Origin of the sequence: Streptomyces sp. NBC_00005 (assembly GCF_045160215.1) — a bacterium.
In the GTDB taxonomy this organism is placed as follows: domain Bacteria; phylum Actinomycetota; class Actinomycetes; order Streptomycetales; family Streptomycetaceae; genus Streptomyces.
Map to the genome: position 1 here is coordinate 1,766,052 of NZ_CP108316.1, position 26,145 is coordinate 1,792,196.

Below are 26,145 nucleotides of genomic sequence, written 5' to 3' on the forward strand. Positions count from 1 at the left end.
GGTCTCGGGTGATCACCAGGGGTGGGTCACGGTGACGGGGTCCGACGAGGTGTACAGCTCCCCCACCGCACGCAGCTCGAACCGCGCCGCCTGCTCGCCCTGTTCGGCCTGGAGCCCCTCGACGAAGTAGGCGTGCTGGCAGGTGCCGCCGAGGAAGCGGCGGGATCCGTCGGCCAGGAGGCGGTGCAGCGTGTAGTGCCGTACGTCGCCGGGTGCGGGGTTCCAGGTGAAGCGCAGGTCTCCGCCGCTCGCGCCGCTGATCCGGAAGGCGGAGGGAGCGGCGGGCGTAGCGACCGAGTCCCGCACCGCGAGGCCGCCCAGCCGCCACGTCACCGGGCCGTCGGTCGCCGTGAGCCGCACACCGATGGCATGGACGGTCCCGGAGAGGCCTGTGAGCGGCACGGTCACGGTCTGCCAGCCGTTGACCGACTTCACAGCCGCACCGCGCCTCCCGTTGACCGAGTTCACAGGCAGATAGGTGTACGGCGGCGTCGCACCCGCAGCACTCGGTTCAGCGGTGGCAACAGTGAGCTCGACGTTCACACCACCCACGTCGGTCCGATGCGTCAGCTCGACAACCGTGTCAACACCGATCGCCAGCCGTGTCGCATACACATCCAGCACCGCCGGCTCGTCCAGTTCACCGTCCACCAGCACGCTGCTGCCGCCACGCCACGCATCCGCGAAGTCGAAGGACACAGCCGGCCGCTGCCCCTCCGTCCGCACCACCCACCGCCGCGACGGCAACCGGTCCTGCAGCCCGAGATGGTTCCAGGGCGTGTCCGAGACGACGGCCCCGTCCTCGTACCAGCGCAGTCCGTGCCCCGTGTTGAAGGTGCTCGCGAACGGCACGCCGCTCACCGTCGACCGGTCCGCGACCGACACCGCCGGCGCCCGCCAGGGGTCGGTGGCGTCCGGCTGGGACGGGTCGAGGGACCGCCCGGTCCAGAACCGGTCGTCGGCGGCGTGGAAGTCGGCCGGGGTCCGCGAGGCGGGCAGGTGGTTGCGCGTCCACTCGGGCCGGTAGAAGCCGATCGAGGCGATGTGCGCCTTGCTCGTCGGCACCATCGCATCCCAGTTCACGCTCGTACCGGACCCGTTGGACTCGACATCGACACCCGCCCACAACTCGTAGCGGCTGCGCCCCAGTTGGTCGGCCTTCTGCCCGGACGAGGCCAGCGTGCCCGCGCTCCAGCGGAAGTCGACGAACATGTCGTCGGCGGCCTGGAAGAACGCCTGGTTCTGGCTGTTGAGCGCTCCCTGCCAGCTCACCGTGCCGTTCACGGTCATGGCGTCGTACCAGGTCACCCGCTGTCCCTTGGCCGCGGCGAGCGACTTCAGCTCCTTGACGAACCCCAGCATGTCGGTCCCAAGCGCGGTGTTCCCGCCGCTTGTCTCCGCGTTCACGAACCACCCGTCGAAGCCGTACGCGGCCGCGACCGCGACGAGTTGGGCGGCGAGCGGGTAGTGCCCGGCGGAGTCCTTCTGCACCAGGTCCCGCGTCCACTGCAACTGACCGCCATAGGCGGTGGGCGGCAGGAAGATGTTGCCGAGGACCGGCACGCCGTGGCGGTGGGCGGCGTCCACGATCGGCGCGTTCGGAGCGAGGACGAGTCCCTCACCGGACGAGCCGCCCCAGAACACCAGCTCGTCGACGTACGCCCAGTGCGTGAGCGCGTAGTAGTCGGCGGTGGCCGCACCCTGCGAGGGGTTGCCGGAGGTCGGCCCGAAGGACACCAGCGACTGGATGCGTGCCTGTCCGGAGCGGGCGGTCGTGTTCGCCGGGGTCGGGGTGAACCGGGGCGCAAGCGGCACGGACGCGGCGTTGAAGGCGAGGTCGGTGTCACCGGCGGCCGTCCAGCTCTTCAGGCTGCGCCAGGTGATGCCGGTGCCGGGTGTGCCCGAGGGCAGCGAGTCCGGGTACCAGTAGGAGGCGTACGGCGGTGTCGCGGCGGCGTCCGCCTTCGGAGCCGCGAAGGCGGGCAGCGGCGGGAGCAGGGCGGCCGCTGTGCCGGCGAGCAGGACGGTGCGTCTGGTGGGGTTCACGAGCTGGTGCCTCCTTGTGGGGTGGGGAGTACCTGTTCGGGAGTTGCGACTTCGGTGATGCCGCGCGCGGCGAGGTGGTCCTTGTCGTCGGCGCGGGTGTCCAGGACGGTCGTGGGCCGGGCGCCGTCGGCGGTCAGCCGGAAGTAGGCGTCGAAGACCGGACCGCCCGGGGCGCAGAGTGAGCGCGCGGCCGGTTCGGCGGGCACGACGAGCGCGGTCGTACGGGGCGCGGGTGGTGTGCGGGCGGATGCGCGTGCCGCTGCCCGAGCCAGCACCCGTGCCGTGTCCTTCGGCTGTCGTTCGTTCGTCAACAGGCCGAGGCCGTACTCGAGTTGGGGGAAGTCGGCGAGGTCACGGGACACGTCGTGGGAGCACCACCAGGTGATGCCCCACAGGTCGGGGCAGTCCAGGGCGGCCGCGACGGTCGCCCCGGTGAAGGCGGCGGCGTGCTCGGGCGGGATCAGGGGTGCGGGCGCGCCGACCTCCTGGAGCCAGACGGGCCGGTGCGGGTCGTCGGCCCAGGCCTTGCTCAGTTCGACGAGGTAGGCGGCGTGGTGTTCGGTCGGCACGGAGGTGCGGCCGTGGCGCTGGGCGGTGCCGTTGAAGACCCAGGAGTGCACGGCCGTGACGGCGCCGTGGCGGGCGGCCTGGGCCGGGGTGAACGGCATGTCGTCCTGGTACCAGGTCGCGTCGTACTCGGCGTGCAGATGGAGCTTCCCGGGGGCGCCCTCCTCGCAGGCGGCCAGCATCCGCGAGAGCCAGGCGTCGATCTCGTCGGACGTCGCCCGGTCGGGGTCCGGATGCGGGCCCGCCGAGAACTGGTTGACCTCGTTGCCGAGCGTCATGCCGATGAAACCCGGCTGGTCGGCGAGGGCGGCGGCGAGGGTGCGCAGATAGGCGGCCTGACCGTCGAGGACGTCCGGGTCGGTGAAGAGGTTGCGCCGGTGCCAGGTCCGGGTCCAGGCCGGCAGGAAGTCGAAGCTGCTCAAGTGCCCTTGCAGACCATCCACGTTGACGTCGAGTCCACGCTCGGCGGCCGCGTCGACCAGCTGCACCAACTGCTCGACGGCGCGCGGCCGGATCAGCGCGCGGTTGGGCTGGAAGTACGGCCACAGCGGGAAGACCCGGATGTGGTCGAGGCCCAGGGCCGCGATGGAGTCGAGGTCGGCGCGTACGGAGTCGAGGTCGAAGTCGAGCCAGTGGTGGAACCACCCTTCGCTGGGGGTGTAGTTGACGCCGAAGCGCACGGCAGGAGGCATGCGGTATTCCTTGAAGCTTGGCGTGGGTCTCGAGGTCCGGCGGCGGTCAGCCCTTGACGGCCCCCTCGCCCACGCCGCGGAAGAAGTACCGCTGCAGACAGGCGAAGAGGGCGATGAGCGGTGCCACGGCGATGACCGTGCCCGCGGCGACGAGCCGTTCGTCGTTGGCGAAGGTGCCGTGCAGGTAGTTGAGGCCGATGGTCAGCGTGAACTTGGAGGGGTCGCTCAGCACGATGAGCGGCCACAGGAAGTCGTCCCAGGCGCCCATGAAGGCGAAGATGGCGACGACGGCGAGGGTTCCCTTCACCGCCGGCAGGGCGATGCGCAGGAACCGCTGCCAGACGTTGGCGCCGTCGACATAGGCGGCCTCCTCGATCTCGTACGGCAGGTTGAGGAAGGCGTTGCGCATCAGCAGGACGTTCATGGCACCGATGCAGCCGGGCAGGACGACCCCGACGAGGGTGTTGTTGAGGCCGAGTTCCCGCATGGTCGTGAACTGGGCGATGATGATGCCCTCCACCGGCACGAGCATCGCCAGGATGAAGGCGAGGGTGGCGACGCGGCGGCCCCGGTAGCGCAGGCGGGCCAGGGCGTAGCCGGCGAGGGCCGAACCGACGCAGTTGGTCACGACGTTGGCGGTGGCGACCTTCAGCGAGTTGAACGCGTAGTCCCAGACGGGGATGGTGTCGGCGACCCGCTCGTAGTTGTGCAGGGTGGGGTGGCCGGGCAGGAAGCTGGGCGGGGAGCTGTAGATGTCCTCGGTCGGCCCCTTGAGCGAGGTGGACAGCTGCCACAGGAACGGGCCGACGGTCAGGGCGAGTACGGCGAGCAACAGCACATAGCGCAGGACGAGTTCCCACACCCGGATGCGACGGCCGTGCTCGTCGGTGACGCGGGGCTCCCGCGCGGGCGCGGGCGCCTCAACGGGTCGCACCTTCTCCGCGACGCTCATGTCTCCTCCCTCCGGTCGGCGCGCAGCACGAGCAGCATCAGCGCGACGGTGACGACGAAGACGACGACCGAGATGGCGGAGGCGTAGCCGACGCGGCCGGTCAGGCCGGTGCCGGTGCGCTGGACGAGCATGACGAGGGTGGTGTCCTCACCGGCCGGTCCGCCGCTGGGGCCCGCCATCAGGTACACCTCGGAGAACACCTTGAACGCGGCGACCGAGGACAGCGCGCCGACCAGGACCATGGTCGAGCGGACGGCGGGCACGGTGACGCTGAGGAAGCGGCGAACCGCGCCCGCGCCGTCGACGGCGGCTGCCTCGTGGAGTTCGCGCGGCACGTTCGCCAGCGCCGCCAGGTAAATGATCATGTAGTAGCCGAGGCCCTTCCAGACCGTGACGGCCATCGCGCTCAGCAGGAGCAGCCACTGGTCGCTGAGGAAGCCGACCCGGCCGACGCCGATCGTCTCCAACAGGGAGTTGATCAGCCCGCGTTCGTCGAGCAGCCACACCCAGATCAGCCCGACGACGACGATCGAGGCGACGACCGGCGTGTAGAAGGCGGACCGGAAGAAGGTGATGCCGGGGATGTTCTTCTGCACCAGCAGGGCCAGCAGCAGCGGCAGGATCACGAGCGCGGGGACGACCCCGAGGACGTAGAGCGTGCTGTTGCGCAGGCCGATCCAGAACATGTCGTCGTGCAGCAGCTCGCGGAAGTTGGCGAGGCCCACGAACCGGCCCGGGATCAGGGTGCGCCGGTCGGTGAAGGCGTTGACCAGCGTGGAGACGAACGGGTACAGGATGAAGACGCCGGTGATCAGCAGCCCGGGGGCGGCGAACAGCCAGGGGCTGGTGGGCAGTTGGCGCCTGACGCGGCGCAGCTGCCCGGGCCGCCGCACCCGGGGCCCGGTGGGAACAGTCGAACTCGCCATGACGGTTCAGCCCTGCTGCGCCAGGAGCGTGTTGCAGGCCTTGACAGCGTTGTCGAGCGCCGCCTTGGGGCTCTCCTTGCCCTGCAGTGCCTTGGCGACCTCGTTGCGCAGCGCCGTCTTCATCTGCTCGCTGAACAGGACGGGCGTGTAATTGACCGCGTTCTTCAGCGACTTGGCGGCGGCGATGCGGACGCGCGTCTCATCCGTCCCGTCCTCCTTGGTGAAGTACGGGTCGTCCAGCGAGCCGGCGGTGCTCGGGAAGATGGCGACCTTCTTGGCGAAGGACATCTGGTGCTCGGCGTCGGTGACCCAGTGTGCGAAGGCGACGGCGGCGGGCGTGTGCTTGGTCTTGGAGTTGACCATCACGCCCATCACGTACATGTTGACGTGGCCGGTGCTGGTGATCTGGTCGGTGATGCCGATGTTCTTGTACAGGTTCGGCGCCTGCTTCTTGAAGTTGCCGAGGTCGAGGGCGCTGCCGGGGTTCATGGCGACGGCCTCGGTCAGGAACTTCTTGCCGGACGACTCGGGCGTGGCGGTCAGCGCCTGCGGGTCGAGCGCCTTGGCGTCGTACAACTCCTTGTACTTGGTGAGGAGTTCGATGCCCTTGGCGTCGTTGAAGGTGAAGGCGGTGCCCTGCTTGTTCATGAGCTCGACGCCGTAGCGCCCGAAGTCCTCGACGGTGGGCACGTTGGCGAGGGTGGCGACCTTGCCGTCGCTCTTCTTCGCCAACTCCAGGGCGTCGGTGAAGAGTTCGTCGTACGTCTTCGGCGGCTGGTCGGGGTTGAGACCGGCCTCCTTGAACAGGGACTTGTTGTAGAACAGCGGGCCGGTGTTCAGGTACCAGGGGAAGGCGTACGTCCCCGTCATGCCCGGTATCCGATGGCTGGCCCAGGCCCCGGCCAGGTACTCCTTCTTGTACTTCGCGGCCGCCTTGTCGAGGTCGAGCGCGAGACCGGCCTTGGCGAGCGGGGCGACGAGGTCGGGCGAGACGTTCACGACGTCGGGGAGGGTGCCGCCGGCCGCGTCCGCGCTGATCTTGTCGGCGTAGCCCTCGGCGGGCTGGTCGACCCACTTCACGTGGGTGCCCGGGTACTTCTTCTCGAAGTCGGCGATCACGCCCTCGAAGTACGACTTGAAGTTGGCGCGCAGGTTCCAGGTCTGGAAGGTGATGTCGCCCTCGACCTTGCCGGAGGCGTCGGTCGAGCCGCTGTCGTCGCTCCCGGAGCCGCAGGCGCTCAGCGGCAGGACGAGAGCGACGACGGCGGCTGCGGCGAAGGTTCTGCGGGATGTGGGCACGGTGACACGGCTCCCTCGGAGTGTCGGCGGCGGTGACGCCAGCGACCATGCCCGGGGCGTTCCGGGAAAGTCAATGGATTGGTCCCAGCTAAAGAAATAGGCTCCTCATTAGTGCAGGTCAGAGGCGCGTGATCGAGAACTTGCCACTCATCGCTAATGCGCTTTAGGGTTCTCGCACTCAAGCGCATTAGCTACGACTGCGGAGAAAAGGGTGAGCGAGGTGCCAGCCAGACGTTCCCCGGCCCGCCGGCCGACGATGAAGGACATCGCGCAGCGCGCCGGCGTCTCGGAGAGCGCGGTCTCCTTCGCGCTCAACGGCCGTCCGGGAGTCTCCGAGGTCACCCGTGACCGGGTGCGCAGGGTCGCCGAGCAGCTGGGCTGGCGGCCCAGCACGGCGGCACGCCAGCTGTCCGGGGAGGGTGCGGCCACGGTCGGCTTCGTCCTGGCCCGGCCCGCGGACACCCTGGGCGTCGACTCCTTTTTCCTCCAACTCGTCTCCGGCATACAGGAGGTACTGGCGGAGCGTCATCTCGGCCTGCTCTTCCAGGTGGTGGAGGACGTCGCCGACGAGTGCGCGGTCTACCGGCGCTGGTGGGCCGAGCACCGCGTGGACGGCGTACTGGTCGTGGACCCCCGCACCGACGACCCCCGACCGGACCTGCTGGACGAACTCGGCCTGCCCGCCGTGGTGATCGGCGGCGCCCCCGACGAACGCCATCCCGGGCTGTCGACGGTGTGGGCGGACGACGCGGGCGCGATGGCCTCGGTGGTGGACGAGTTGTACGCGCTCGGCCACCGCCGGATCGTGCACATCGCGGGCCTGCCGGGCCTCGCCCACACGGACCGCCGTATCCGCACCCTGCGCGCCGAGGCCGGGCGCCGGGGCCTGTCTGAGGTGGAGTCGGTGACCACCGACTACTCGGACGCGGAGGGCGCGGCCGTCACCCGCCGGGTCCTTCAGGGCCCCGCTCCCCCGACCGCCCTGATCTACGACAACGACGTGATGGCCGTCGCGGGAGTGGCCACCGCGATCGAACTCGGCTTCTTTGTACCGGCCGACGTGTCGGTGGTGGCCTGGGAGGACTCGGCCCTGTGCCGCATGGTCAAGCCGTGGCTGTCCGCCCTGTCCCGCGACAGCGTGGAGTTCGGTCGCACGGCGGCCCGCGAGCTGACCGCACTGCTGGACGGCGGCCCGGCACGGACCGTACGGGTACCGGTGCCTCGGGTGATCGTGCGGGACAGTACGGGGGTGGCGCGGGGCGGGTGAGTCAGTACCGTGCCGCGCTCTCCAGCAGCGGCGGATACACCGGGCTCGGTGCGCCGTCGACGGTCGCGCCCGCGTACTTGAGCATCGGGCCCACGTTGCGGTTGAGGTCGTGGGGGAAGTTGAGCGTCGGCGCCGACACCTCGTCCAGGGTCGCGGTCTGCTCCGCGGTCAGCCGTACGTCGAGGCCGGCGAGGTTGGCCTCGAGGTGCTCCAGGGTGCGGGGGCCGATGAGGGTGGAGCTGACGCCTGGACGGCTCTGCACCCAGGACAGCGCTACGGCCGCCGGGCTCGCGCCGATCTCCTCGGCGACCGCGGCGAGGGCCTCGATCACGGTGAACTGGGCGTCACTGGGCAGGCCGAGGACGGCCGACCGCCTGGTGTCGGCGGGACCGGCCTGGTCCCGGCGGTACTTGCCGGACAGATAGCCGCTCTTCAGCGGGCTCCACGGCAGTACGCCCATCCCGGCGTCCTGGGCGAGCGGGATCAGCTCGCCCTCGATGGTGCGCTCCAGCAGGGAGTACTCCATCTGCAGAGCGGTGACGGGCGTCCAGCCGCGCAGGAGCGCCATGGTGTGGGCCTTGGCGGTGAACCAGGCGGGGGTGTCGGAGAAGCCGACGTAGCGGATCCTGCCCGCGCTGACGAGGTCGTCCAGGGTGCGCAGGGTCTCCTCGACGGGGGTGGACCAGTCGTAGTTGTGCAGCCAGTACAGGTCGACGTAGTCGGTGCGCAACCGCCGTAGCGACTCCTCCAGTTGGCCGGTGATCGCCTTGCGGCTCGCGCCGCCGCCGTTGGGGTCGCCGAGGTGGAGGTTGCCGTAGAACTTGGTGGCCAGGACCAGACGGTCGCGCAGGCCGGGGCGGGCGGTGAGGAAGTCGCCGAGGATCGCCTCCGAGTGGCCGTTGGTGTAGAAGTTCGCGGTGTCGACGAAGTTGCCGCCGCGGTCGAGGTAGGCCTGAAGGATCTTCTGGGACTCCTCGACGCTGCAGCCGAACCCGCCGTCCTCCCCGAAGTTCATCGCGCCGAGACAGAAGGGGCTGACCTTGAGGCCGCTGCGGCCGAGACCGACGTACGAGTCGAGTGCCATGAAATGCTCCGTGGGAGATTCGGAGGGACAGGGACTCTTCGAGGAAACCACTCTGACCAGCACACTTGTTAGAGCGATCCCACCGGTCTCTTGCACGATCCTGTCGAAGTCGCCCGGATCGACGTTGCGCGGAGTGCGGCCACGGTCTTCAATCGGAGGGTGTCCCTGGATGAGCTGCGCACCCTGATCGCCCGGCATGCGGGGCGGTCCACCGCCGCGGTCGACGGACTGCTGCTGTCCGCCGACCACCGGCCGACGCCGCCGCGCGCCGGTATCGCCGATCCGGTGCTGGCGCTCGTCGCCCAGGGCTCGAAGCGACTCGTCCTGGGCGACCGCGTCTACGACTACGGCGCCGGTCAGTACCTGGTGGTGCCGCTGGGACTGCCGGTCACCGGCCATGTCACGCAGGCCAGTTCGCAGCGTCCGCTGCTCGGCGCCGGGCTCGCCCTGCGGCCCGCCGTGATCGCCTCGCTGCTCCTGGAGACGGGCTCGGGACGGAACAGCAGAGCACCCTCGGCCGCCGCTCTGGCCGTGAGCGACGCACCCGCCGACCTCCTCGACGCCGTCGTCCGCATGGTCCGGCTGCTCGACCACCCCGCCGACGCACCGGTCCTCGCCCCGATGATCGAACGGGAGATCCTCTGGCGGCTGATCAACGGTGAACAGGGCGCGCTGGTACGGCAGATCGGCCTGGCCGACAGCCGTGTCACCCAGATCGGCCACGCCCTGCGCTGGATCCGCGACCACTACACGGAGCCGCTGCGCGTCGAGGACCTCGCCCGCCTGTCCGGGATGAGCCCGTCCCCGTTCCACCGGCACTTCCGCGCGCTGACGACCATGACGCCGATCCAGTACCAGAAGCAGATCCGCCTGCAGGAGGCCCGCCTGCGGCTGATGAGCACCACCGAGGACGTCGCGGACGTCGGATTCGCGGTCGGCTACGACAGCGCCTCCCAGTTCAGCCGCGAATACCGCCGCCACTTCGGCCTGCCACCGGGCCAGGACGCCGCACGCCTGAGCGCCGAACCACGCGAAGTGGCCGGCATCGGCTCGCCGGCGCCGTGGTGAGCGTGGCCGGCCCTCGCACGGAGGCCGACGGCCGCGGCCTGATCGAGGGACGGGGCGGCGGACCGCACGACTGGAATGGCGCCGCGCACCCCGTCCACCTGCTCTTCCTTGGCGTGCGGAGGCCCCGCGACGATCCGGGGCGCACACTGGGAGAGGGGTTGTCGGTACTCGTAAGGGGGTGTCGACCGTGGCCAGGGCATGTGGCACGAGCCGCTGGATGTGGCGGTGGCGGCGCAATTCCCTCCGTCGGCGCAGTGATGTGATCGAGGTATGGCTCGTGCTCGCGGCCTGGGTCTTCGCGATGGCGGGAGGCCTGCTGGTGGGCGTGACCGCGGCCGGCGCGGTGGAGCGGAACCTCGACCGACAAGGGCGGGAACGCCACGCCGTCGCAGCCGTCCTCACCGAAGGCACGGCAGGCAGGACAGCGGTCCCGGCCGTCGACGACAACCAGGTATGGGTCACTGTGCGCTGGGCCGCGCCGGACGGCTCACCGCGCACCGGCCAGACGAAGGTGTCCCCCGGCACGGCGAAGGGCGCGCAGGTCACCGTGTGGACGGACCGGCAGGGCCGACTGGCGTCGAGGCCCCCCAGCCCCTCGCAGGCACAGTCCGAGGGAGTCTGGGTGGGAGCGCTTGCCGCGCTGGCCGTCGGCGCGGCCGCCATCGGGAGCGCGCAGTGCGTACGCGGACGTCTGGAGCGCCGGCGCATGGAAGCGTGGGCCGAGGAATGGCGGCGCTTCGACACCCACCGGGGCCGTATGGCCGGCTGACCCGAGGAGCGCCTGCACGGGCAGTGATGCGCGATGGACGTGGCCGAGGTGACGCGGTGAGGCGGTGAGGCGGTGAGGCGGTGAGCCTTGCACGGTCGGGTTGCCGCCACCCGGGCCTCTCGCAACTGCGCCGAGACTCGCAGTGGCGGGGCCGCGTCCCCGCTTCCGTCCGCCACTGCGCCTGCGGTGCCGATCTACGCGAGTTCTGCGGCAGGGGCTGTGCGCACGAAGGACCGGACACCGCGGCCCACTCCGTGTGAGGCTTCGCCCATGACCTCCGAAGACCACCCGCCGACCGACCGGCTGCAGCGGGACCGGCCGCATTCGGCCCGTGTGTGGAACTTCCTGCTGGGCGGCAAGGACCACTACGCCGCCGACCGCGAGGCGGGAGAGATGATCCTGCGGATGTTCCCGGACATCGCGCTGCTCGCCCGTCTCCAACGGCGCTTCCTCGTCAGGGCGGTGCGCCATCTCGCCGCCGAGGCGGGCATACGCCAGTTCCTGGACATCGGCAGCGGCCTGCCCACCGTCGACAACACCCACGAGGTCGCACAACGGATCGCCCCCGCGAGCCGCATCGTGTACGTCGACAACGACCCCCTGGTGCTGGTGCACGCCGAGGACCTGCTCACCAGCACACCGGAGGGCGCCTGCGCCTACCTCGACGCCGATGTGCGTGATCCCGAAGGCATCCTCGAAGTGGCGGCCCGGACACTGGACTTCAGCCAACCCGTCGCGCTGACCATGCTCGGCATCCTGGGCCAGATCCCCGACTCCGACGAGCCGGAAGCCATCGTGGCCCGCTTCCTCGACGCCCTGCCCCCGGGCAGTTACCTCGCCCTGAGCGACGGCACCGACACCAACGAGGCGCTCAACCAGGCCATTTCCGTGTACAACGCCAACTCCCCGAGTTCCTACCACCTGCGCGGGCCCGAGCGGATCGCGGCCTACTTCGACGGCCTGGAGCTCGTGGAACCCGGGATCGTCCCCACCGCGCAGTGGCACCCCGCGCCCGACGACGTGAGCCGCTCGACTTCCGATTCCGGGGTGGACGCGATCTGCGGTATCGGCCGCAAGGTCTGAAGGAGCCGAGGAAGAGCAGTACGCAAACGGGGCGTCAGAGCCTGAACAACGCCCAGACGATCTTTCCGCCGTCGGCCCGTGGGTTCCAGCCCCAGGTGTCGCTCAACGCCGAGACGACCTGCAGTCCCCGTCCCGACTCCGCGAGTTCGTCGGCCTCCACGGCGACGGGGCCCCGGTCGCTCTCGTCGGTGACCGCGCACACGGCGCAGGACCACCGGTCCCAGAACGCGAGCCACAGCGCCGGCTGCAACTCCCCCTCGGCGCCCGGCGCCCGGCCGTAGCGCAGGGCATTGCTCACCAGTTCCGACACCGTGACCGACATGTCCTCGACGCGTTCGTCCGCGGTCCGGCCGACCAGCGTGGTCCTCGTGAAGTCCCGGGCGATGTGGGCGGATTGGGGAATCGGCGGTACGACGAGCACCGAGCAGTGGGCGGGGCCGAGCCCGTCGCCGGAGGCCGGAGCGAGGGGAAAGCTCAACCCGGGCCCGGGTCTGCCGATATGGTCCACGGCCCGGCACAGCCACTCCCAAGTCGCCTCGATACGCGGGGGGTCCACTGGTTCTGCGACCTGCTCTGCGGACATCGCTACCCCTGGGACCCCTGCGGAGAGAACAACCGAGCGCTACATCTGTGCGAAGTATCGTGCTACGTCCGGCAGTACGTACGCAAGTGCATCGGCAATTACCGCTGCAATTGCAGACGATCTTGCGAGCGGTCGGGACCGAGCGCTATCGTCCCGCACACCACTCGTGGATGCAATTGAGGATGCAATTGCAGAGCCGCCCGCGACCTCATCTCGAAGAGGCTTCAGATGCAGCACGTGAGCAACGGCATGCCTGCCACCCAGCTGAGGGGGGCTGTCTGGCGCAAGAGCCAGCACAGCAACCCCGAGGGCAACTGCGTCGAGCTCGCCGCACTCCCGGACGGCAGCGTCGCCGTACGCAACTCCCGCCACCCCGAAGGTCCGGCGCTCGTCTACACGGGCGCCGAGATCTCCGCCTTCGTCCGCGGCGTGAAGGACGGCGACTTCGACGGCCTACTCCCCGGCCGTTGAGGTCAGGCTCACCCGTGGACGGCCGGAAGGCGCCGGTCACCTCTCAACGGTCGGCGCCTTCCGGCCACTTCACTCACCGCAGCCGTACGACACCTCGGTGCTACCCTCCTTGGTTGAGTCCCGAAAAACATGCAGACGCAGCCGGTGCGGCGGCCGAGGGGATGACCATGACGGCACTTCAACCAGAACCCCTCCCCTCCGGCGTCGACGTCCTGAGCCTCCAGCGCGGCGGACCGACGGTCCAGCGCATCATGCTCGGCACGCGACTGCGCCGCCTGCGCGAGTCCCTCAACATCAGCCGCCCCACGGCCGCTTCGTCGATACGCGCCTCGGACGCCAAGCTCTGCCGCATGGAGCTGGGCCGCGTCGGCTTCAAACAGCGCGACATCGCCGACCTGCTCACCCTGTACGGCGTCCATGAGCCGGACGTACGCCAGGAGTTCCTGGATTCTGTGCAGCGGGCGAACGAACCCGGGTGGTGGCGTGCGTACGGAGACGCCTTCCCGAGCTGGTTCGAACAGCATCTGGGGCTGGAAGAGGCCGCCTCCCTCATCCGTACCTACGAAGTCCAGTTCATCCCGGGCCTGTTGCAGACCGCCGCGTACGCCGAGGCCGTCATCCGGCTCGGCCACCCCATCAGCTCCCCGGACGCGGTCCAGCGCCGCGTCGAGCTGCGCATGAAGCGGCAGGCACTGCTCGCCAAGCCGGGCGCCCCGAAGCTGTGGGTCGTGGTGGACGAGGCGGCGCTGCGCCGTCCGCTCGGCGGGGCCGACGTGATGCGCGCCCAGCTCGAGCACCTCATCGAGACCGCCGCCCTGCCGAACGTCACGCTCCAGGTGCTGCCCTTCCACGTCGGCGGCCACGCGGCGGCCGGCGGCCCGATCACCGTGCTGCGCTTCCCGGTGCCGGACCTGCCCGACGTGGTCTACCTCGAGCAGCTCTCCAGCGCCCTGTACCTGGACAAGCCCGAGGAGGTCGACCACTACCTCGCGGTGATGGACCGCCTCAGCCTGGTGGCCTCACCGGCCGTGGACTCGGTGGCCTTCCTGGAACAGGCCCTGAAGGACACCTGAGTCCGCCGCGCCGCGGGATCATCCGGCGGCTATCGTGCGGCGAATGACAGCACCGACCACCATCACGCTGAGCGACGCGGATTTCGCCGTCCCGATCGAGGACCGTTACTTCGAGGACTACGTGCCGGGCGCGGTCTACGTCTACGGCAGCGTCACCATGACCGAGGAGGACATCCTCCGGTTCGCCGGGGAGTTCGATCCGCAGGGCATCCACATCGATCCGCAGGCCGCGCTGCGGGGCCCCTACCAGGGGCTCATCGCCAGCGGCTGGCACACCTGCGCCGTGATGATGCGGATGTACGCCGACCACTACATCAGCAAGGTGGGCGGCCTGGCCTCCCCCGGCATCGACGAACTGCGCTGGGTACGGCCCGTCCGGCCCGGTGACAGCCTGTCCCTGCGCACGACCGTCCGTCAGACCCGCGTCTCACGCTCCAGGCCGGACCGCGGACTCGTCCACACCGGAATCGAGGTCCTCGACCAGCACGGCGACCCGGTCCTGACCATGACCGCGGTGAACTTCCTGCTGCGCCGGACGGCCACGGAGGGGACCACCTCGGCCGGGTCCTCGTAACCCGCAGAGAAGAAGCGGCCACCAGAGCGCCGACACCCCGGTGACCGCTCGTTTCTTCCGGGTACCCCTCAGACCCGTGATCGGTACAACTCGAACCGTGCGAGCTTCACGGTGTCCCGCGCGCCCGTCACGCGCACGCGCCACCGCCGGGCCCGTGCGGGCGCCGGCAGGAGCAGGATGCGGCTCGCGCCGATCGTTCCGGCGTGGGTGACCTCGGTCCAGGCACCGTCGCGGTACGCCTCGACCACGAAGCTCTCGACCTGCTGGCCGTGGCGGATGTCCTCCGCCAGCCGGATGCGGTCCACCTCGTGCTCGGTGCCGAGGTCGACGGCCCGCACGCGGGAGGCGCCGGTGACCCGTGCCCGGTGCGCCAGGTCCTCGGGGAGCTCTCTCTCGATCCGCTCGCGGAACTCGCGCAGCCGCGTGACGTCCGTGCCGTGCAGCAGACCGTCCGTGTCCGGCGGGACGTTGAGCAGGAGCACCGAGTTGCGGCCCACGGATCCGAAATAGATGTCCGTCAACGCGTCGACGCTCTTGGGCAGTTGGTCCGCGTGATAGAACCAGCCGTCGCGGATGGACACGTCGCACTCCGCGGGCCACCACTGGAGGTAGTCCGTCGTCGGCTGCGCCGTGACGAGCGCCTCGCGGCTGCCCTCGTCGGGGGTGTCGTAGGACAGGGCCCAGTCGGTGCGGCCGTACTGGTTCTCCTTGACCGGTATGACGCTCCATTCGTCCTCGCGCGCAAGGCCGCTCTCGTTGCCGACCCAGCGCAGGTCGGGTCCCGTGACGGCGATGGCCGCGTCGGGGGCGAGCGTCCGGACCAGGCTGTACCAGCTGTCCCAGTCGTAGTCCTCGACCTTGCCGGGCGGGATACGGCCCTGGGCGCCGTCGAACCACACCTCGTCCACGGGCCCGTACTCGGTGAGGACCTCGTAGAGCGTGTTGAGCATGTGGGCGCCGTAGTCGGTGGCGTCCAGGGTGTAGAAGCGGTCCGGGGAGCGGTCGTCGCCGTCGACGAGGGTCGGGATGGAACGGGTGCCGCGGGCGCTGCCGTTGGCGTACACACCGTGCAGGTACTGGTTCTCGTCGGCGGGCGAGATGTAGACGCCGACCTTGATGCCGTGGCGGCGCATCGAGTCGGCGAAGGAGCGCAGCACGTCGCCGTGGCCGCTCTCCCAACTGCTCGACGCCACCGTGTGGTTGGTGTAGCGGGAGGGGTAGAGGACGAAGCCGTCGTGGTGCTTGACGGTGAGGATGGCGAGTGTGAAGCCGCCGTCGCGCAGGGCGCGGGCCCACTGGTCGGTGTCGAGGCCGGTCGGCTGGAAGACGTTCGGGTCCTCGTCGCCGGTGCCCCACTCCAGGCCGGTGAAGGTGTTCACGCCGAAGTGCAGGAACGCGGTCTGTTCCAGGGCCTGCCAGGCGATCTGCCGTGCGGTGGGCCGGACTTGGGAGGCCTTGCGGACGAGGTCGGCCTCGGTGTCGCCGGGGCCGACGGGGATGCGGTAGCGGGACTCGTCGGGGCGCGGGGCCGCCGAGGCGGGCAGTGCGGGCAGGCCGGTGGCGGCGAGCACGGCGGCCGAGGTGACGAAGAGGCGTCTTGAGAGGGCCATGCGAGGTCAACTCCTCACATCAGGGTGCGGTCAGGTGCCAGACGGCAGGGGTGCGCCGGTCCGGCGGGTACTGCACGAGCCGGCCGTCGTCGGTCACGGTCAGCGCCATCTGCGTGATCGTGTTGACGAGGTGGAAGCCGCCGGACGCGTCAGCCAACTGCCAGCGCTGCAGAGTGTCGGTGGGGTCGCAGGTGTTCCACGTCGCCTCCACGCCGGGCTGCAGCGGCACGTTGAGGGTGAGCTTGCCGCCGCTCACCTCGAGGCAGCCGGCCGCGGTGCTGACGGTCGCGTATCCGTCGGCGGTGCGGGTGACTTGGGCCTGGAAGGACTTTCCACTCGTACGGAAGGTGTATGTGCCGTCGGCCACGGGGAGCCGCGTCAGGTCCCGCCATCCGGGCGCATGCCCGACGGCCGCACCGCGCGCCGTGAACTCGGCGTAGGTGGCGTCGGGATGGGGATCGCCCCAGGTGGCCTGCGCGATGTGCCGCAGCGCGGGCCAGAGTTCGACGGCGACCTCGTTCTCGGTCTCGCCACGGCCGTTGTCCGGCCACAGGCTGATCTTCGCGCCGGTGATGCCCTTGCTGGAGGTCACCTTCTCGCCGTCGAAGCTGCGCGGGTCCCAGCTCTGGTCGTACAGCGACGCGGTGTCGGAGTGGAAGCCGCCGCGGATGAGATAGAGCGAGTAGGCGGCGTTCATCAACGGGTAGCCCTGGGCGATGAGTTGGCTGGGCTTGGTGTTCACGTTCAGCCAGTGCTCGACCGTCGTGCCCGCGGCCACCGGAACGGTGTTGGCGCCGGTGAGACCGTCGTTCCAGATGCGCAGCTTCTTGCCCTTGCTCGCGGCGTAGGCGTGGACGCGGTTGATGAAGTCGATGTAGGCGTCCTGCGGGGTGGCGTTCGCGCCGTACTTCTCCTGGGCGTAGCGCAGCATCTGCGGGTACTTGGAGTAGTCGGAGCCGAGCATGTACTCGTCGGCGCCCATGTGCCAGGACTTCGCGGTGAAGACCTGTGCGTACTCGTCCATCAGGCTCGTGTAGTAGTCGAACGCCGCCTGCTGGGTGACGTCGAGCCGGGCGGGCTGCTTGTTGCCGTCGGAGTCGGTGAGCTGCAGGTCGGGGCGGTTCTCGATCCACGGGTCCATGTGTCCCGGGGAGTTGATCTCGGGGATGATCTCGACGTGGTACTTGTCGCCGAGCGCGACGAGCCTGCGGATCTCGTCCTTGGTGTAGTAGCCCCAGGTGTTGGCCTCGGGGTGGGCGTCGCTCTTCACCTTCAGCTCGACGAGCAGCTGGTTGAGCTTGTTGTACGCCATCTCCCGGACGAGGTTCTCCAGCCAGGGCAGCGTGATGTGGATGTAGCAGGCGCACACGCCGACGCCGCGTTCCTTGTAGCGCGGAACGTCGACCGTCCGTCCGGCGGGGATCCCGTCGCCCTGCGCGAGGAGTTGGAGGACGGTGCGGGTGCCGTAGAAGGCGCCGGTCTCGGTGGCGCCGGTCACCGACAGCCGTTTGCCGGCGTGGAGTTCGTAGCCTTCGGCACCCAGGGAGCCACGGGACGCCTGGACGTCGATCACTATGTCGCCGGTGCGGGCGCCGCCGCGGACGACTGGGACGGTGCCGTGGCCCGCCGCTCGCAGATCGTCGGCGAGGGTGCCGGCGACCCGCCGCTCGGCCGGACTGTCGGCCACCAGCCTGGCACCCTTGCCGTACTGGTAACTGCCGGACTCCGCCGCCCAGTTGGTCAGTGCGGGCACCGTGACCGGCGTCTGCTGCTTCTCCTGCGCGACCGCCGATGTCGGCGCCACCAGCAGTGTCAGCGCCGCCGCGACGCCGAGCAGACGCAGCAGTCTCTTTCTGAACTCACCCATGCCACTCCACCTTGAACACCCACACGTGCTGTCCCGCGTTCCGGGCTGTCTCGGGTACGTCGATCACCAGTGCTCCGTTGTTGACGCTCCAGGTCAGGGGCCGGTCGTGGCCGAGCATCGTCACCTTGTCGCCGGAGCGGACCGGCACCGGTGCCTCGACGGTGAGCTTCGCGCCCGGCCGGGTCAGGGAGTGGATGTAGAAGGCCCGGTCGGGGCGGACCGTGAACCGCAGGTCCTCGCCGAGTTGCGCCATCCGCGACCAGTACGTCGTGTCGTAGATCGCCTCGCCGTTGACCTTGAGCCAGGCGCCCGTCTCGCGCAGCCGCGTCTGCATGATCTCCGGGATGGTGCCGTCGGCACGCGGGCCGATGTCGAGCAGGAAGTTGCCGTTCTTGGACACGATGTCGACGAGGCTGTGCACGACCTCCTCGGCGCTCATGTAGGCGTCGTCGGGGGTCTCCCCGTTGTAGCCGTAGCTGTAGGGGTCGAGGCCGCGGCTGGACTCCCACTTGGCGACGACCGTGTTCTCGTACGTCGTGTACTCGGGCGTCGTGAAGTCGTGGAAGGCGATGCCCGAGCGGTTGTTGACGGTCACGTCGATCGGACGGGCCCGGTTCTTGGCGTGGTTGAAGTAGTCGGCGAGGACATGGAGGCTGTCGTTCACGCCGCCGATGTCGCACCAGATGATCTCCGGGTCGTAACCGTCGATCAGCTCCAGCATCTGCGGGGCCTGGAAGTCCTTCACGTAGTCCTTGCCCGCGGTGTATCCGGTGTACGGGACCGGCTCCAGCGTGTACGGATTGCGCGGGGCGTGGCCCATCCACGGGTTGTCCGGGTTGAACCACTCGGGCATCGAGAAGTAGAGGCCGCGGTGGAGTTCGGGGGCGTAGCGCCGGGACGCGGCGAACAGCTCCTTGATCAGGTCCCGTTTCGGGCCCAGCTTCACGGCGTTGCGGTCGGAGACCTTGGTGTCCCACAGGGCGAAGCCCTCGTGGTGCTTCGAGGTCAGCACGTGGTACTGGGCGCCGGCGTCCCGGAACAGCTCGACCCACGCGCGCGGGTCGAACTTCTTGGCGGTGAAGCGCGGGATGAAGTCGTCGTAGGCGAAGTCCTCGCCGTACGTGTCCCGGTGGTGGGCGTAGGTGGGGTTGTTCGGGTCCTGCATCTGGTCCCAGTACCACTCGGCGTACTGCTTGCCGACCGGCGCCCAGGCGGGCACCGAGTAGACGCCCCAGTGGATGAAGATGCCGAACTTGGCGCCGTTGAACCAGTACGGCGCCTGGTGGCCGGCGAGGGAGGTCCCGGTCGGCAGGTAGTCGGCGACACCGAGGGTCAACGCGCCCTTTTGTGAGGTGACTTGGGCGCCTCGGCCGCTGACGTTCACCGAGCCGTCCCGCAGGGTGCCGGGTGCGGTGCCCGTGCGGTTGCGGATGCCGACGCGAACGCGGGCCTGTTCGCCGGGGTCGAGGCGGCGGATGCGGGCGGCTTCGACGGTGCGGGCGCCGGGGACGTCCACGCGTACGGACACGTCGTCGCCGGTCAGGATCGCGACGGTGCCCGCGTTGACGACGGTGGCCTCGACGCTCTGGGCGCCGGTGGACCGCAGGAGGGAGCTGGTGGAGTGGGCGTCGCGCAGCGCCAACGCCCGTCCCTGGGCGACGGGTTGGAGGGACAGCGCGAAGACGTGCAGGGAGGTCTTGTCGGCCTCGGCCGGGTTGGTGACCGGCAGGGTGATGGCGACGGCCTCGCGTCGCGGGTCGGTCCACACCTCCGAGGTGCCGATGCCGACGCCGTGCTCGTCCTTGGTGCCGTCCGGCTTGTAGCGGTAGGCCGCAGAAAGGGAGCCGCCCGCCGAGTACCAGTCGGCGCCGGTGAGGCCGGCGGTGGTGGTCGAGCCGTCCGCGTAGTGGACGGTGGCCCGGCCGGAGGCGTTGCCGTAGCTGCCGGCGGTGAGGAAGACGGCCGACAGGTAGCTCCCCTTGGGCAGGTCGATGCGCTGGCCGAGCGCGACGACGTTGTTCTTGGCGCCCGCCGTCGAGGCCGGGAAGAGGAAGGGGATGCCGTCGACCTCGACGCGGCCCGCGGGGAGTTCCTCGCCCGGGAACGTGTAGCCGGAGCCGTCGAAGTCGCCGCCGGGGGCGGCGGCGGTGTCGATGCCGTCGTTGTCGTAGAGGCTGTCGAGCGGGACGGGGACCGGGTCGGGGACGGGCACCCACTCCGGTCCGGGCCGGTCGTCGACCGGTTCGGCGGCGTGCGCCTCGGTCGCAACGGTGAGGGGCAGGGCGGCCGCCGCGGCGACTCCTGCCGCGGCACCCAGGACCTGACGTCTTGGACAGGGACTCATACTCATGAGCGGCTCCCGATTCATCCGAGGTCTGATGATTGGGCTGGCCCAGGAGCCTGTCAATGGGGTGTGATCGCTCGGGAGTTGCCCTATTGATCGGATGACCTGCGGGAAGGCGTCATGGCCGACCGCCACCCCGTGAAAAGTCCAAGAAGAGCCGCCCGAATGTCCAAGAGGAGGCGCTCTCGACGCGGAGCCCGCAGCGGGGCAGAGTGCTCTCCGTACTCATCAGTAGTGCCACGCACCGCACCCCGAGGAGCGCCCGTGACCAGCTGGGTCGGCCGGACCGCCGCCGAGATCGCCGCCGCCGTACGCGAGAAGCGGGCCACGCCCCGTGAAGTGGTGGCCGAGCACCTCGACCGGATCGAGCGGCTCGACGCACGCGTCGGCGCGTTCCGGGTGGTGCGGGCCGAGGCGGCGCTCGCCGAGGCCGACGAGGTGGCCTCCCGCGGAGACCTTGCCGAACTGCCGCTGGCCGGCGTGCCGGTGGCCGTCAAGGACAACCTCGCCGTACGCGGCGAGTCCAACCGCATCGGTTCCGCGGCGACGCCGGACACGCCCGCCGAGGAGGATCACGTCACGGTGGCCCGGCTGCGGGCGGCGGGCGCGGTGGTCGTGGGGCTGACCAACGTGCCCGAGCTGTGCGTGTTCGGCACCACCGAGGGTGTGCACGGCACCTCCCGCAACCCGTGGGACCTGACCCGCACGGCGGGCGGCTCCTCGGGCGGCAGCGCGGCCGCGGTCGCCGCCGGCCTGGTACCGATCGCGCTCGGCAACGACGGCATGGGCTCGCTGCGCATCCCGGCCGCCAACTGCGGTCTCGTCACCATCAAGCCGGGCTACGGAGTGGTCCCCGCGGGCATCGGCGAGGGCGACTGGTTCGGCATGTCCGAGAACGGCCCGCTGGCCACGACGGTCGAGGACGCCCGCCTGATGCTGGCCGTGCTCGCGGACACCGAGGCCACCGCGCCGGACGAGCCCGCCATGCGCAAGATCGCCGTCTCGCTGCGCAGCCCCCTGCTCGGCGTCACGGTCGGCAAGCCGTACGCGGCCGCGGCCCGGGACGCGGCCGGCGTCCTGATCAAGGCCGGCCACCAGGTCCGGCGCGCCGACCCGCCCTACCCGCTGTCCCTGGGCACGACGTCCCTCGCCCACTGGACGGCCGGCACGGCGGTGGACGCCCGGAACCTGGACCCACGCCTGCTCACCCGACGCACGCGCGTACACGCCGCCATCGGCCGCCGCTTCCTGAACAGCGTCCGCACCAGCGACAGCCGGGACCAACTGCGCCGCCGCATGGAGCCGTTCTTCGCCGAGTACGACGTCCTGCTCACCCCCGCGCTCGCCCGCCGCTCCCCCAAGTCCGTGGCCTGGCACGAGCGGGGCTGGCTCCCCAACGTCCTCGCCAACTCCAACTACTCCCCGATGACCCCGCCTTGGAACCTCACCGGCTGGCCGGCCATGTCCGTCCCGTTCGGCTCCCTCCCCTCCGGCGCTCCCTGCGCCGTACAACTGGTGGGCCGTCCGGGCTCGGAGGCGATGCTGCTGGAGCTGGCGCAGCAGTTGGAGAGGCTGCATCCGTGGCAGCGGACGGCGCCGCTGGACTAGGCGCTACGGCGCCGCCGGAGTAGGGGCTATCGTGCTCATCGACCTTCAACCACGATCTCTCGACGGGGGAACTGATCCGCGTGGGCGCCATCGTGTTCAACCTGACCACCGCGGCGCTGATGGTGCTGATGTTCAAGGGCGGCCTGGCCCTCGTCGGTGAGAACACCCTGCGCGGGCGCCCGGTCCCGTGGGCGGCCGTCGCTCTCACCGCGGTGGCGATCGGCGCCGTGGTACTCCAGCACAGCTGGTCCGGGGCGATGGACGCGCTCGACAGCGACCCGCGCAGGAGCGGCTGGTGGCGCGTGGTGACGTCGGTCTTCATGCAGAACGGCGGCTTCTTCGGCGCCTTGTGGAACATCGTCACCCTGGCCGCGACCGCCGCGCTGGCGCAGTGGTTCTGGCGCGGCCCGCTGATGCTGGTCCTGTTCGCTGCCGGGATCCTGCTGCCCGAGCGGATCGACGCCCTGTTCGGCGAGACCGACCGCAGCACCGACCCGCGCAACTTCGCCGGCAGCTCCGGTGCCACGTACTTCCTGGCCGCCACTCTCGCGGCGGCCCTCCTCCTGACCACCACCGACACCAGGCAACGTCTGCTCGCGCTGAGCGTGCCGGCGGCCGGCCTGGCGATGTGGCTGGCCCAGGAGAACGGCCACGGCCTGGTCACCGTCTACGGCTTCGCCCTCGGCGCGGCGGCCGTCCCCCTCGCCCACCGCCTGCGCCGGCGCAGCGCGCCGCCCACGTCCACCGGGCAGGCCGAGGCGTAGACCCCGAAAAAAACGGGCTGAAGACCTGCGCCTCCCCGTGCTTGCATGGAGCGCATGATGTCCACCGACCGCCTTCTCGCCTTCGCGGCGCTGTCCTTCCTGTTGATCGTGATACCCGGCCCGAGCGTGCTGTTCGTGGTCGGGCGGGCCCTCGCGCAGGGGCGCCGGGCGGCACTGACCACCGTCGTCGGCAACACGCTCGGCGCCTATCTGCTCGTCGTGGCCGTGGCGTTCGGCATCGGCTCCGTCGTGGAACGCTCGGTCCTCGTGTTCACGGTGCTCAAACTGGCCGGCGCCGCCTACCTGGTGTGTCTCGGCGTCAAGGCATGGCGCGAACGCGGTTCGCTGCGGGCGGCGTTCACCGGCGGCGGGGTGGCCCACGGCGGACTGCGCACCTTCTGGGAGGGCTTCGCCGTCGGCGTCACCAACCCCAAGACCATCGTCTTCTTCGCGGCCGTACTGCCCCAGTTCGTCGACCGCGACGCGGGTCACGTCACCGTGCAGATGCTGCTGCTCGGCCTGGTCTTCAACGCCATCGCGGTCGCCTCCGACAGCATCTGGGGCCTGGCCGCGGCGACCGCCCGCGACTGGTTCGCCCGGTCACCACGACGGCTCTCCGCGGTCGGCGGAGTGGGCGGCCTGACCATGATCGGCCTGGGTGTGACCGTCGCGGTGACGGGGCGCAAGGACTGATGGGATCGGAGCAAGCGGTGCCCGCACGGACCTCGTCGACGCCTGCCGCGAACTGGACACTGCGTTCAGCGGTCGCGGAGGACGTCGAGGTGATCGCCGAGTTGCGGGCCGCGGTCATGCGTGCGGACCTGGAACGCCTCGGACGCTACGACGAGCACCGCGTCCGGCAGCGGCTGCGGGACTCCTTCTCCCCACAGCACACGTCGATCATCGAGATCGGCGGTGAGCTCGCCGGCTGCGTCACCGTCCGGCCCGCCGAAGGCAGACAGTGGCTGGAGCACTTCTACCTCGCCACGCACTGCCAGGGCCGCGGGCTCGGATCCGCCGTCCTGCGCACGGTGCTGGAGCGGACGGACGTGCAGGGCGTGACCGTGGGACTGAACGTTTTGCAGGGCAGTGCGGCCCGTCGGCTCTACGAGCGCCACGGATTCGCCGTGGAGGCCCAGGACCCGATCGACGTCTTCATGGTGCGCGCGCCGGGGACCACGGCAGGGCCGGGCCCGCTCAGAGCGCCCGGTACATCACGTGCAGCCCCACCCGCCCATGCCGTGGATGCTCGTAAGCGTCCGGCACCGTGCCCAGGATCGTGAAGCCCAGGGACGTCCACAGCTTCACGGCCGGATTGGTCTCGACGACGGCGTTGAAGACCATCGCCCGGTAGCCGTCGGACTTGGCGGCGGCCAGGACGTACTCGGCCAGGGTGCGGCCGATGCCGCGGCCGGAGTGTGCGGGGTCGACCATGAAGCCGGCGTTGGCGATGTGGGCCGCCGGGCCGCCGTAGTTGCGGGTGACGTAGGCCGAGGCGACGACCGTGCCGGTCTCGTCCTCGACGACGTAGACGCGCTTGGCCGGGTTCATCCACAGGACCCGGGCAGCCTCCTCGGAGGTGTCCGGGTCCCATGTGTAGCTCTCACCGGCGGCGACGACGCGGTGCCAGAAAGGCCAGATCCGCGGCCAGTCGTCGGCCGCGGCTTCTCTGATCTGCATGGGCGTGAGTTTCGCACGCCCATGCGGTCGGCGATCGCGAGGGTCCTGCGTGGGGCCCCTCCCGCTCGATCAAAAGTCGAGGGTGAGGGAGTCAGTCGACGCTGGGCAGGATGTGGGGCTCGGCGAGGTCGTCCTCGTAACCCGCCAGCCGGATCGGTGCCGCATGGGCCCAGACTTCCAGGCTGCCGAGCTCGTCCGACCGTCGGCCGGCGCGCTCCGTGCGTTCCTTGGCGCGCTGTTCGCGATTCGTCTTCTCTGGTGTCACCGCGCACTCCTTATGTGTCGGGTCACCCTCGGGGCGGGCCGGTAACTCTGCGGTCCGGCGCCTGACGCCCGCTCGGGTGTGAGTCGAAAGCAGTTCGGACGCGGTGGCGCCGGTAACTCGTGTGAGAACAGGCCGCTGTAATCCGGCTTGCCCCGGGACGGACGTGGGTGTGGGTGGGACCCGATCGTGCTGCCCGTCTGCTCCAGATTAACCAAATGAGCGGGCATCCGCTCTATGGGGCTGCAAACTTGGGGCTACTATCCTAAGTTGTCCGGTTTCCGGTCTCTCTTTTGTCACTCGTTCGGCCTACAGGCCTACCGAAGGGCAACACCCGTTCCATGCTGGGTTCGAGGGACCCGTCCGGGAGGGGGATTCATGGCGTCTGTCACCTTCGACAAGGCCACCCGGCGCTTCCCGTCGATGGACCGGCCGGCCGTGGATTCGCTCGACCTCGAGATCGAGGACGGTGAGTTCATGGTCCTGCTCGGTCCTTCCGGCTGTGGAAAGTCGACCTGCCTGCGCATGCTCGCCGGGCTGGAGGACGTCGACTCGGGATCCATCCTCATCGGCGTCCGTGACGTCACCCATCTTCCGCCCAGGGACCGGGACATCGCGATGGTGTTCCAGGACTACGCCCTCTTCCCGCATTTGTCGGCTGCCGACAACATGGGCTTCGCCCTGAAGATCGCCCGCATGTCAAAAGCCCGCGCCCGGCAGCGAGTTCAGTACGCCTCCACCGTCCTCGACCTCGACGACTACCTGGGCCGCAGGCCCAGGACGCTCGCGGGCGGCGAGCGGCAGCGCGTCGCGACCGGGCGGGTACTCGTGCGGGACCCGCGGGTCTACCTGATGGACGAACCGCTGTCCAACCTCGACGCCCGGCTGCGGGTGGAGACCCGTACCCAGATCGCCCGGCTGCAGAACCACCTCGGCATCACCACGGTGTACGTCACCCACGACCAGACCGAGGCGATGGCCATGGGCGATCGCCTCGCCGTGCTCAAGGACGGCGTGCTGCAGCAGGTGGGCAGGCCGAAGGAGGTCTACGCGCGCCCGGCCAACACGTTCGTGGGCGGTTTCATCGGGTCGCCCGCGATGAACCTCTTCCGGCTTCCGCTGTCCGCGGACGGCGCCCGGTTCGGCGCCCTGAACGTACCGCTGCCCCGCGGCACCCTGCGGGCGGCCGGAGCCGGCGGCGCCGACGAGATCGTGCTCGGCGTCCGGCCGGAGCACTTCGACTTCCTCCCGCCGGACGACCGGGAGACCCCCGGCCTCGACCTCGTCGTCGAGACGGTCGAGGACACCGGCGCCGTCGTCCACCTCCACACGACCGCATGGTCCGGCGAGGGGCTCGCCCGGATCGTCGTACGACTGCCGGGACGCCCCACGTACGGCAAGGGGGCCGCGCTCCGGGTGGCGATCCGCACGGACGGCGTGCACTGCTTCTCTGCGGTGACGGGGCAGCGGCTTCCCGAGGACGCGGACGCGTCACGGGCGAGCTGAGAGCCGGGCCTTCGACGGAGCACCCAACAGGCCACGCAGTTCAAGTCCCG

The 26,145-nt window shown here is 70.1% G+C and carries 24 protein-coding genes; 12 read left to right on the forward strand and 12 right to left on the reverse strand.

Going from position 1 to position 26,145, the window contains the following annotated elements; genetic code table 11:
• Window positions 1-12 precede the first annotated feature (12 nt).
• Genes OG303_RS08525 through OG303_RS08545 form a run of 5 tightly spaced genes read right to left on the reverse strand, consistent with a single transcriptional unit; the run spans window position 13 to window position 6,482 of the window.
• Entirely contained in the window at window positions 13-2,046 is a 2,034-nt protein-coding gene (locus OG303_RS08525; protein WP_405866422.1) for an endo-beta-N-acetylglucosaminidase, read from the reverse strand.
• Window positions 2,043-3,305 (reverse strand): glycosyl hydrolase, encoded by a 1,263-nt coding sequence (locus OG303_RS08530; protein ID WP_405866424.1) that lies wholly within the window; start codon window positions 3,303-3,305, stop codon window positions 2,043-2,045. Before OG303_RS08530 ends, OG303_RS08525 begins: the two co-directional genes overlap by 4 nt.
• 46 nt (window positions 3,306-3,351) lie before the next feature.
• A complete protein-coding gene (locus OG303_RS08535; protein ID WP_405866426.1) occupies window positions 3,352-4,257 on the reverse strand; it encodes a carbohydrate ABC transporter permease in 906 nt (301 codons plus the stop codon).
• A complete protein-coding gene (locus OG303_RS08540) occupies window positions 4,254-5,183 on the reverse strand; it encodes a carbohydrate ABC transporter permease (protein WP_405866428.1) in 930 nt (309 codons plus the stop codon). Before OG303_RS08540 ends, OG303_RS08535 begins: the two co-directional genes overlap by 4 nt.
• 6 nt (window positions 5,184-5,189) lie before the next feature.
• Entirely contained in the window at window positions 5,190-6,482 is a 1,293-nt protein-coding gene (locus OG303_RS08545; RefSeq protein WP_405866430.1) for an ABC transporter substrate-binding protein, read from the reverse strand.
• A gap of 220 nt (window positions 6,483-6,702) precedes the next feature.
• Between OG303_RS08545 and OG303_RS08550 the strand changes: the two genes are divergently transcribed.
• Window positions 6,703-7,749: a LacI family DNA-binding transcriptional regulator gene (locus OG303_RS08550; RefSeq protein ID WP_405866432.1), complete on the forward strand. Its 1,047-nt coding sequence runs from the start codon at window positions 6,703-6,705 to the stop codon at window positions 7,747-7,749.
• A gap of 1 nt (window position 7,750) precedes the next feature.
• Here the strand turns inward: OG303_RS08550 and OG303_RS08555 are convergent, their stop codons facing one another.
• Window positions 7,751-8,833: an aldo/keto reductase gene (locus tag OG303_RS08555; RefSeq protein ID WP_405866434.1), complete on the reverse strand. Its 1,083-nt coding sequence runs from the start codon at window positions 8,831-8,833 to the stop codon at window positions 7,751-7,753.
• A 159-nt stretch (window positions 8,834-8,992) separates the two neighbouring features.
• Here OG303_RS08555 and OG303_RS08560 point away from each other — a divergent pair, with 159 nt between their 5' ends.
• The 3 genes from OG303_RS08560 (at window position 8,993) to OG303_RS08570 (ending at window position 11,753) form a co-directional block, all read left to right on the forward strand.
• Entirely contained in the window at window positions 8,993-9,901 is a 909-nt protein-coding gene (locus OG303_RS08560) for an AraC family transcriptional regulator N-terminal domain-containing protein (RefSeq protein WP_405866436.1), read from the forward strand.
• Between the two features lie 187 nt (window positions 9,902-10,088).
• Window positions 10,089-10,670 carry a hypothetical protein gene (locus OG303_RS08565; RefSeq protein ID WP_405866438.1) on the forward strand — a complete coding sequence of 194 codons (582 nt, stop codon included), beginning with the start codon at window positions 10,089-10,091 and terminating at the stop codon, window positions 10,668-10,670.
• A gap of 270 nt (window positions 10,671-10,940) precedes the next feature.
• On the forward strand, window positions 10,941-11,753 hold the full coding sequence (locus tag OG303_RS08570) for an SAM-dependent methyltransferase (RefSeq protein ID WP_405866440.1): 813 nt from the start codon (window positions 10,941-10,943) through the stop codon (window positions 11,751-11,753).
• Window positions 11,754-11,787: 34 nt separating this feature from the next.
• On the opposite strand, the gene OG303_RS08575 is transcribed toward OG303_RS08570, so the two are convergent.
• Complete coding sequence (locus OG303_RS08575; RefSeq protein WP_405866442.1) at window positions 11,788-12,336, reverse strand: ATP-binding protein; 549 nt, start codon at window positions 12,334-12,336, stop codon at window positions 11,788-11,790.
• Between the two features lie 228 nt (window positions 12,337-12,564).
• On the opposite strand from OG303_RS08575, the gene OG303_RS08580 reads away from it, so the two are divergent.
• The 3 genes from OG303_RS08580 (at window position 12,565) to OG303_RS08590 (ending at window position 14,454) form a co-directional block, all read left to right on the forward strand.
• The gene (locus OG303_RS08580; protein ID WP_405866444.1) at window positions 12,565-12,807 is read left to right on the forward strand and encodes a DUF397 domain-containing protein; all 243 of its coding nucleotides are present in this window, start codon (window positions 12,565-12,567) and stop codon (window positions 12,805-12,807) included.
• A 167-nt stretch (window positions 12,808-12,974) separates the two neighbouring features.
• Window positions 12,975-13,880 (forward strand): helix-turn-helix domain-containing protein, encoded by a 906-nt coding sequence (locus OG303_RS08585; protein ID WP_405866446.1) that lies wholly within the window; start codon window positions 12,975-12,977, stop codon window positions 13,878-13,880.
• Window positions 13,881-13,923: 43 nt separating this feature from the next.
• Window positions 13,924-14,454, forward strand: a complete 531-nt coding sequence (locus tag OG303_RS08590) for a MaoC family dehydratase (protein ID WP_405866448.1) — start codon at window positions 13,924-13,926, stop codon at window positions 14,452-14,454.
• A gap of 68 nt (window positions 14,455-14,522) precedes the next feature.
• Here OG303_RS08590 and OG303_RS08595 read toward each other — a convergent pair whose 3' ends face one another.
• From OG303_RS08595 to OG303_RS08605, 3 genes are read right to left on the reverse strand one after another with little or no spacing between them, the layout of a single operon-like run.
• On the reverse strand, window positions 14,523-16,064 hold the full coding sequence (locus OG303_RS08595; protein ID WP_405866450.1) for an alpha-L-fucosidase: 1,542 nt from the start codon (window positions 16,062-16,064) through the stop codon (window positions 14,523-14,525).
• 19 nt (window positions 16,065-16,083) lie between these two features.
• Entirely contained in the window at window positions 16,084-17,931 is a 1,848-nt protein-coding gene (locus OG303_RS08600) for a family 20 glycosylhydrolase (RefSeq protein ID WP_405866452.1), read from the reverse strand.
• Window positions 17,924-20,275, reverse strand: a complete 2,352-nt coding sequence (locus OG303_RS08605; RefSeq protein ID WP_405877133.1) for an alpha-L-fucosidase — start codon at window positions 20,273-20,275, stop codon at window positions 17,924-17,926. Before OG303_RS08605 ends, OG303_RS08600 begins: the two co-directional genes overlap by 8 nt.
• Before the next feature lie 264 nt (window positions 20,276-20,539).
• Here OG303_RS08605 and OG303_RS08610 point away from each other — a divergent pair, with 264 nt between their 5' ends.
• The 4 genes from OG303_RS08610 to OG303_RS08625 all read left to right on the forward strand — a co-directional run bounded on the left by OG303_RS08610 (window position 20,540) and on the right by OG303_RS08625 (window position 23,930).
• Entirely contained in the window at window positions 20,540-21,883 is a 1,344-nt protein-coding gene (locus OG303_RS08610) for an amidase (protein WP_405866454.1), read from the forward strand.
• An 80-nt stretch (window positions 21,884-21,963) separates the two neighbouring features.
• Window positions 21,964-22,647 (forward strand): hypothetical protein, encoded by a 684-nt coding sequence (locus tag OG303_RS08615; RefSeq protein WP_405866456.1) that lies wholly within the window; start codon window positions 21,964-21,966, stop codon window positions 22,645-22,647.
• A gap of 54 nt (window positions 22,648-22,701) precedes the next feature.
• Window positions 22,702-23,340, forward strand: coding sequence for a LysE family translocator (locus tag OG303_RS08620; RefSeq protein ID WP_405877135.1), 639 nt, complete (start codon window positions 22,702-22,704; stop codon window positions 23,338-23,340).
• Window positions 23,340-23,930 (forward strand): GNAT family N-acetyltransferase, encoded by a 591-nt coding sequence (locus OG303_RS08625; RefSeq protein WP_405866458.1) that lies wholly within the window; start codon window positions 23,340-23,342, stop codon window positions 23,928-23,930. Before OG303_RS08620 ends, OG303_RS08625 begins: the two co-directional genes overlap by 1 nt.
• Here OG303_RS08625 and OG303_RS08630 read toward each other — a convergent pair.
• Entirely contained in the window at window positions 23,845-24,327 is a 483-nt protein-coding gene (locus OG303_RS08630) for a GNAT family N-acetyltransferase (protein ID WP_405866460.1), read from the reverse strand. The genes OG303_RS08625 and OG303_RS08630 overlap by 86 nt on opposite strands.
• 91 nt (window positions 24,328-24,418) lie before the next feature.
• Window positions 24,419-24,592 (reverse strand): hypothetical protein, encoded by a 174-nt coding sequence (locus tag OG303_RS08635; RefSeq protein WP_405866462.1) that lies wholly within the window; start codon window positions 24,590-24,592, stop codon window positions 24,419-24,421.
• Window positions 24,593-24,967: 375 nt separating this feature from the next.
• Here OG303_RS08635 and OG303_RS08640 point away from each other — a divergent pair, with 375 nt between their 5' ends.
• Window positions 24,968-26,095: an ABC transporter ATP-binding protein gene (locus OG303_RS08640; RefSeq protein ID WP_405866464.1), complete on the forward strand. Its 1,128-nt coding sequence runs from the start codon at window positions 24,968-24,970 to the stop codon at window positions 26,093-26,095.
• The last annotated feature ends 50 nt before the right edge of the window (window positions 26,096-26,145 follow it).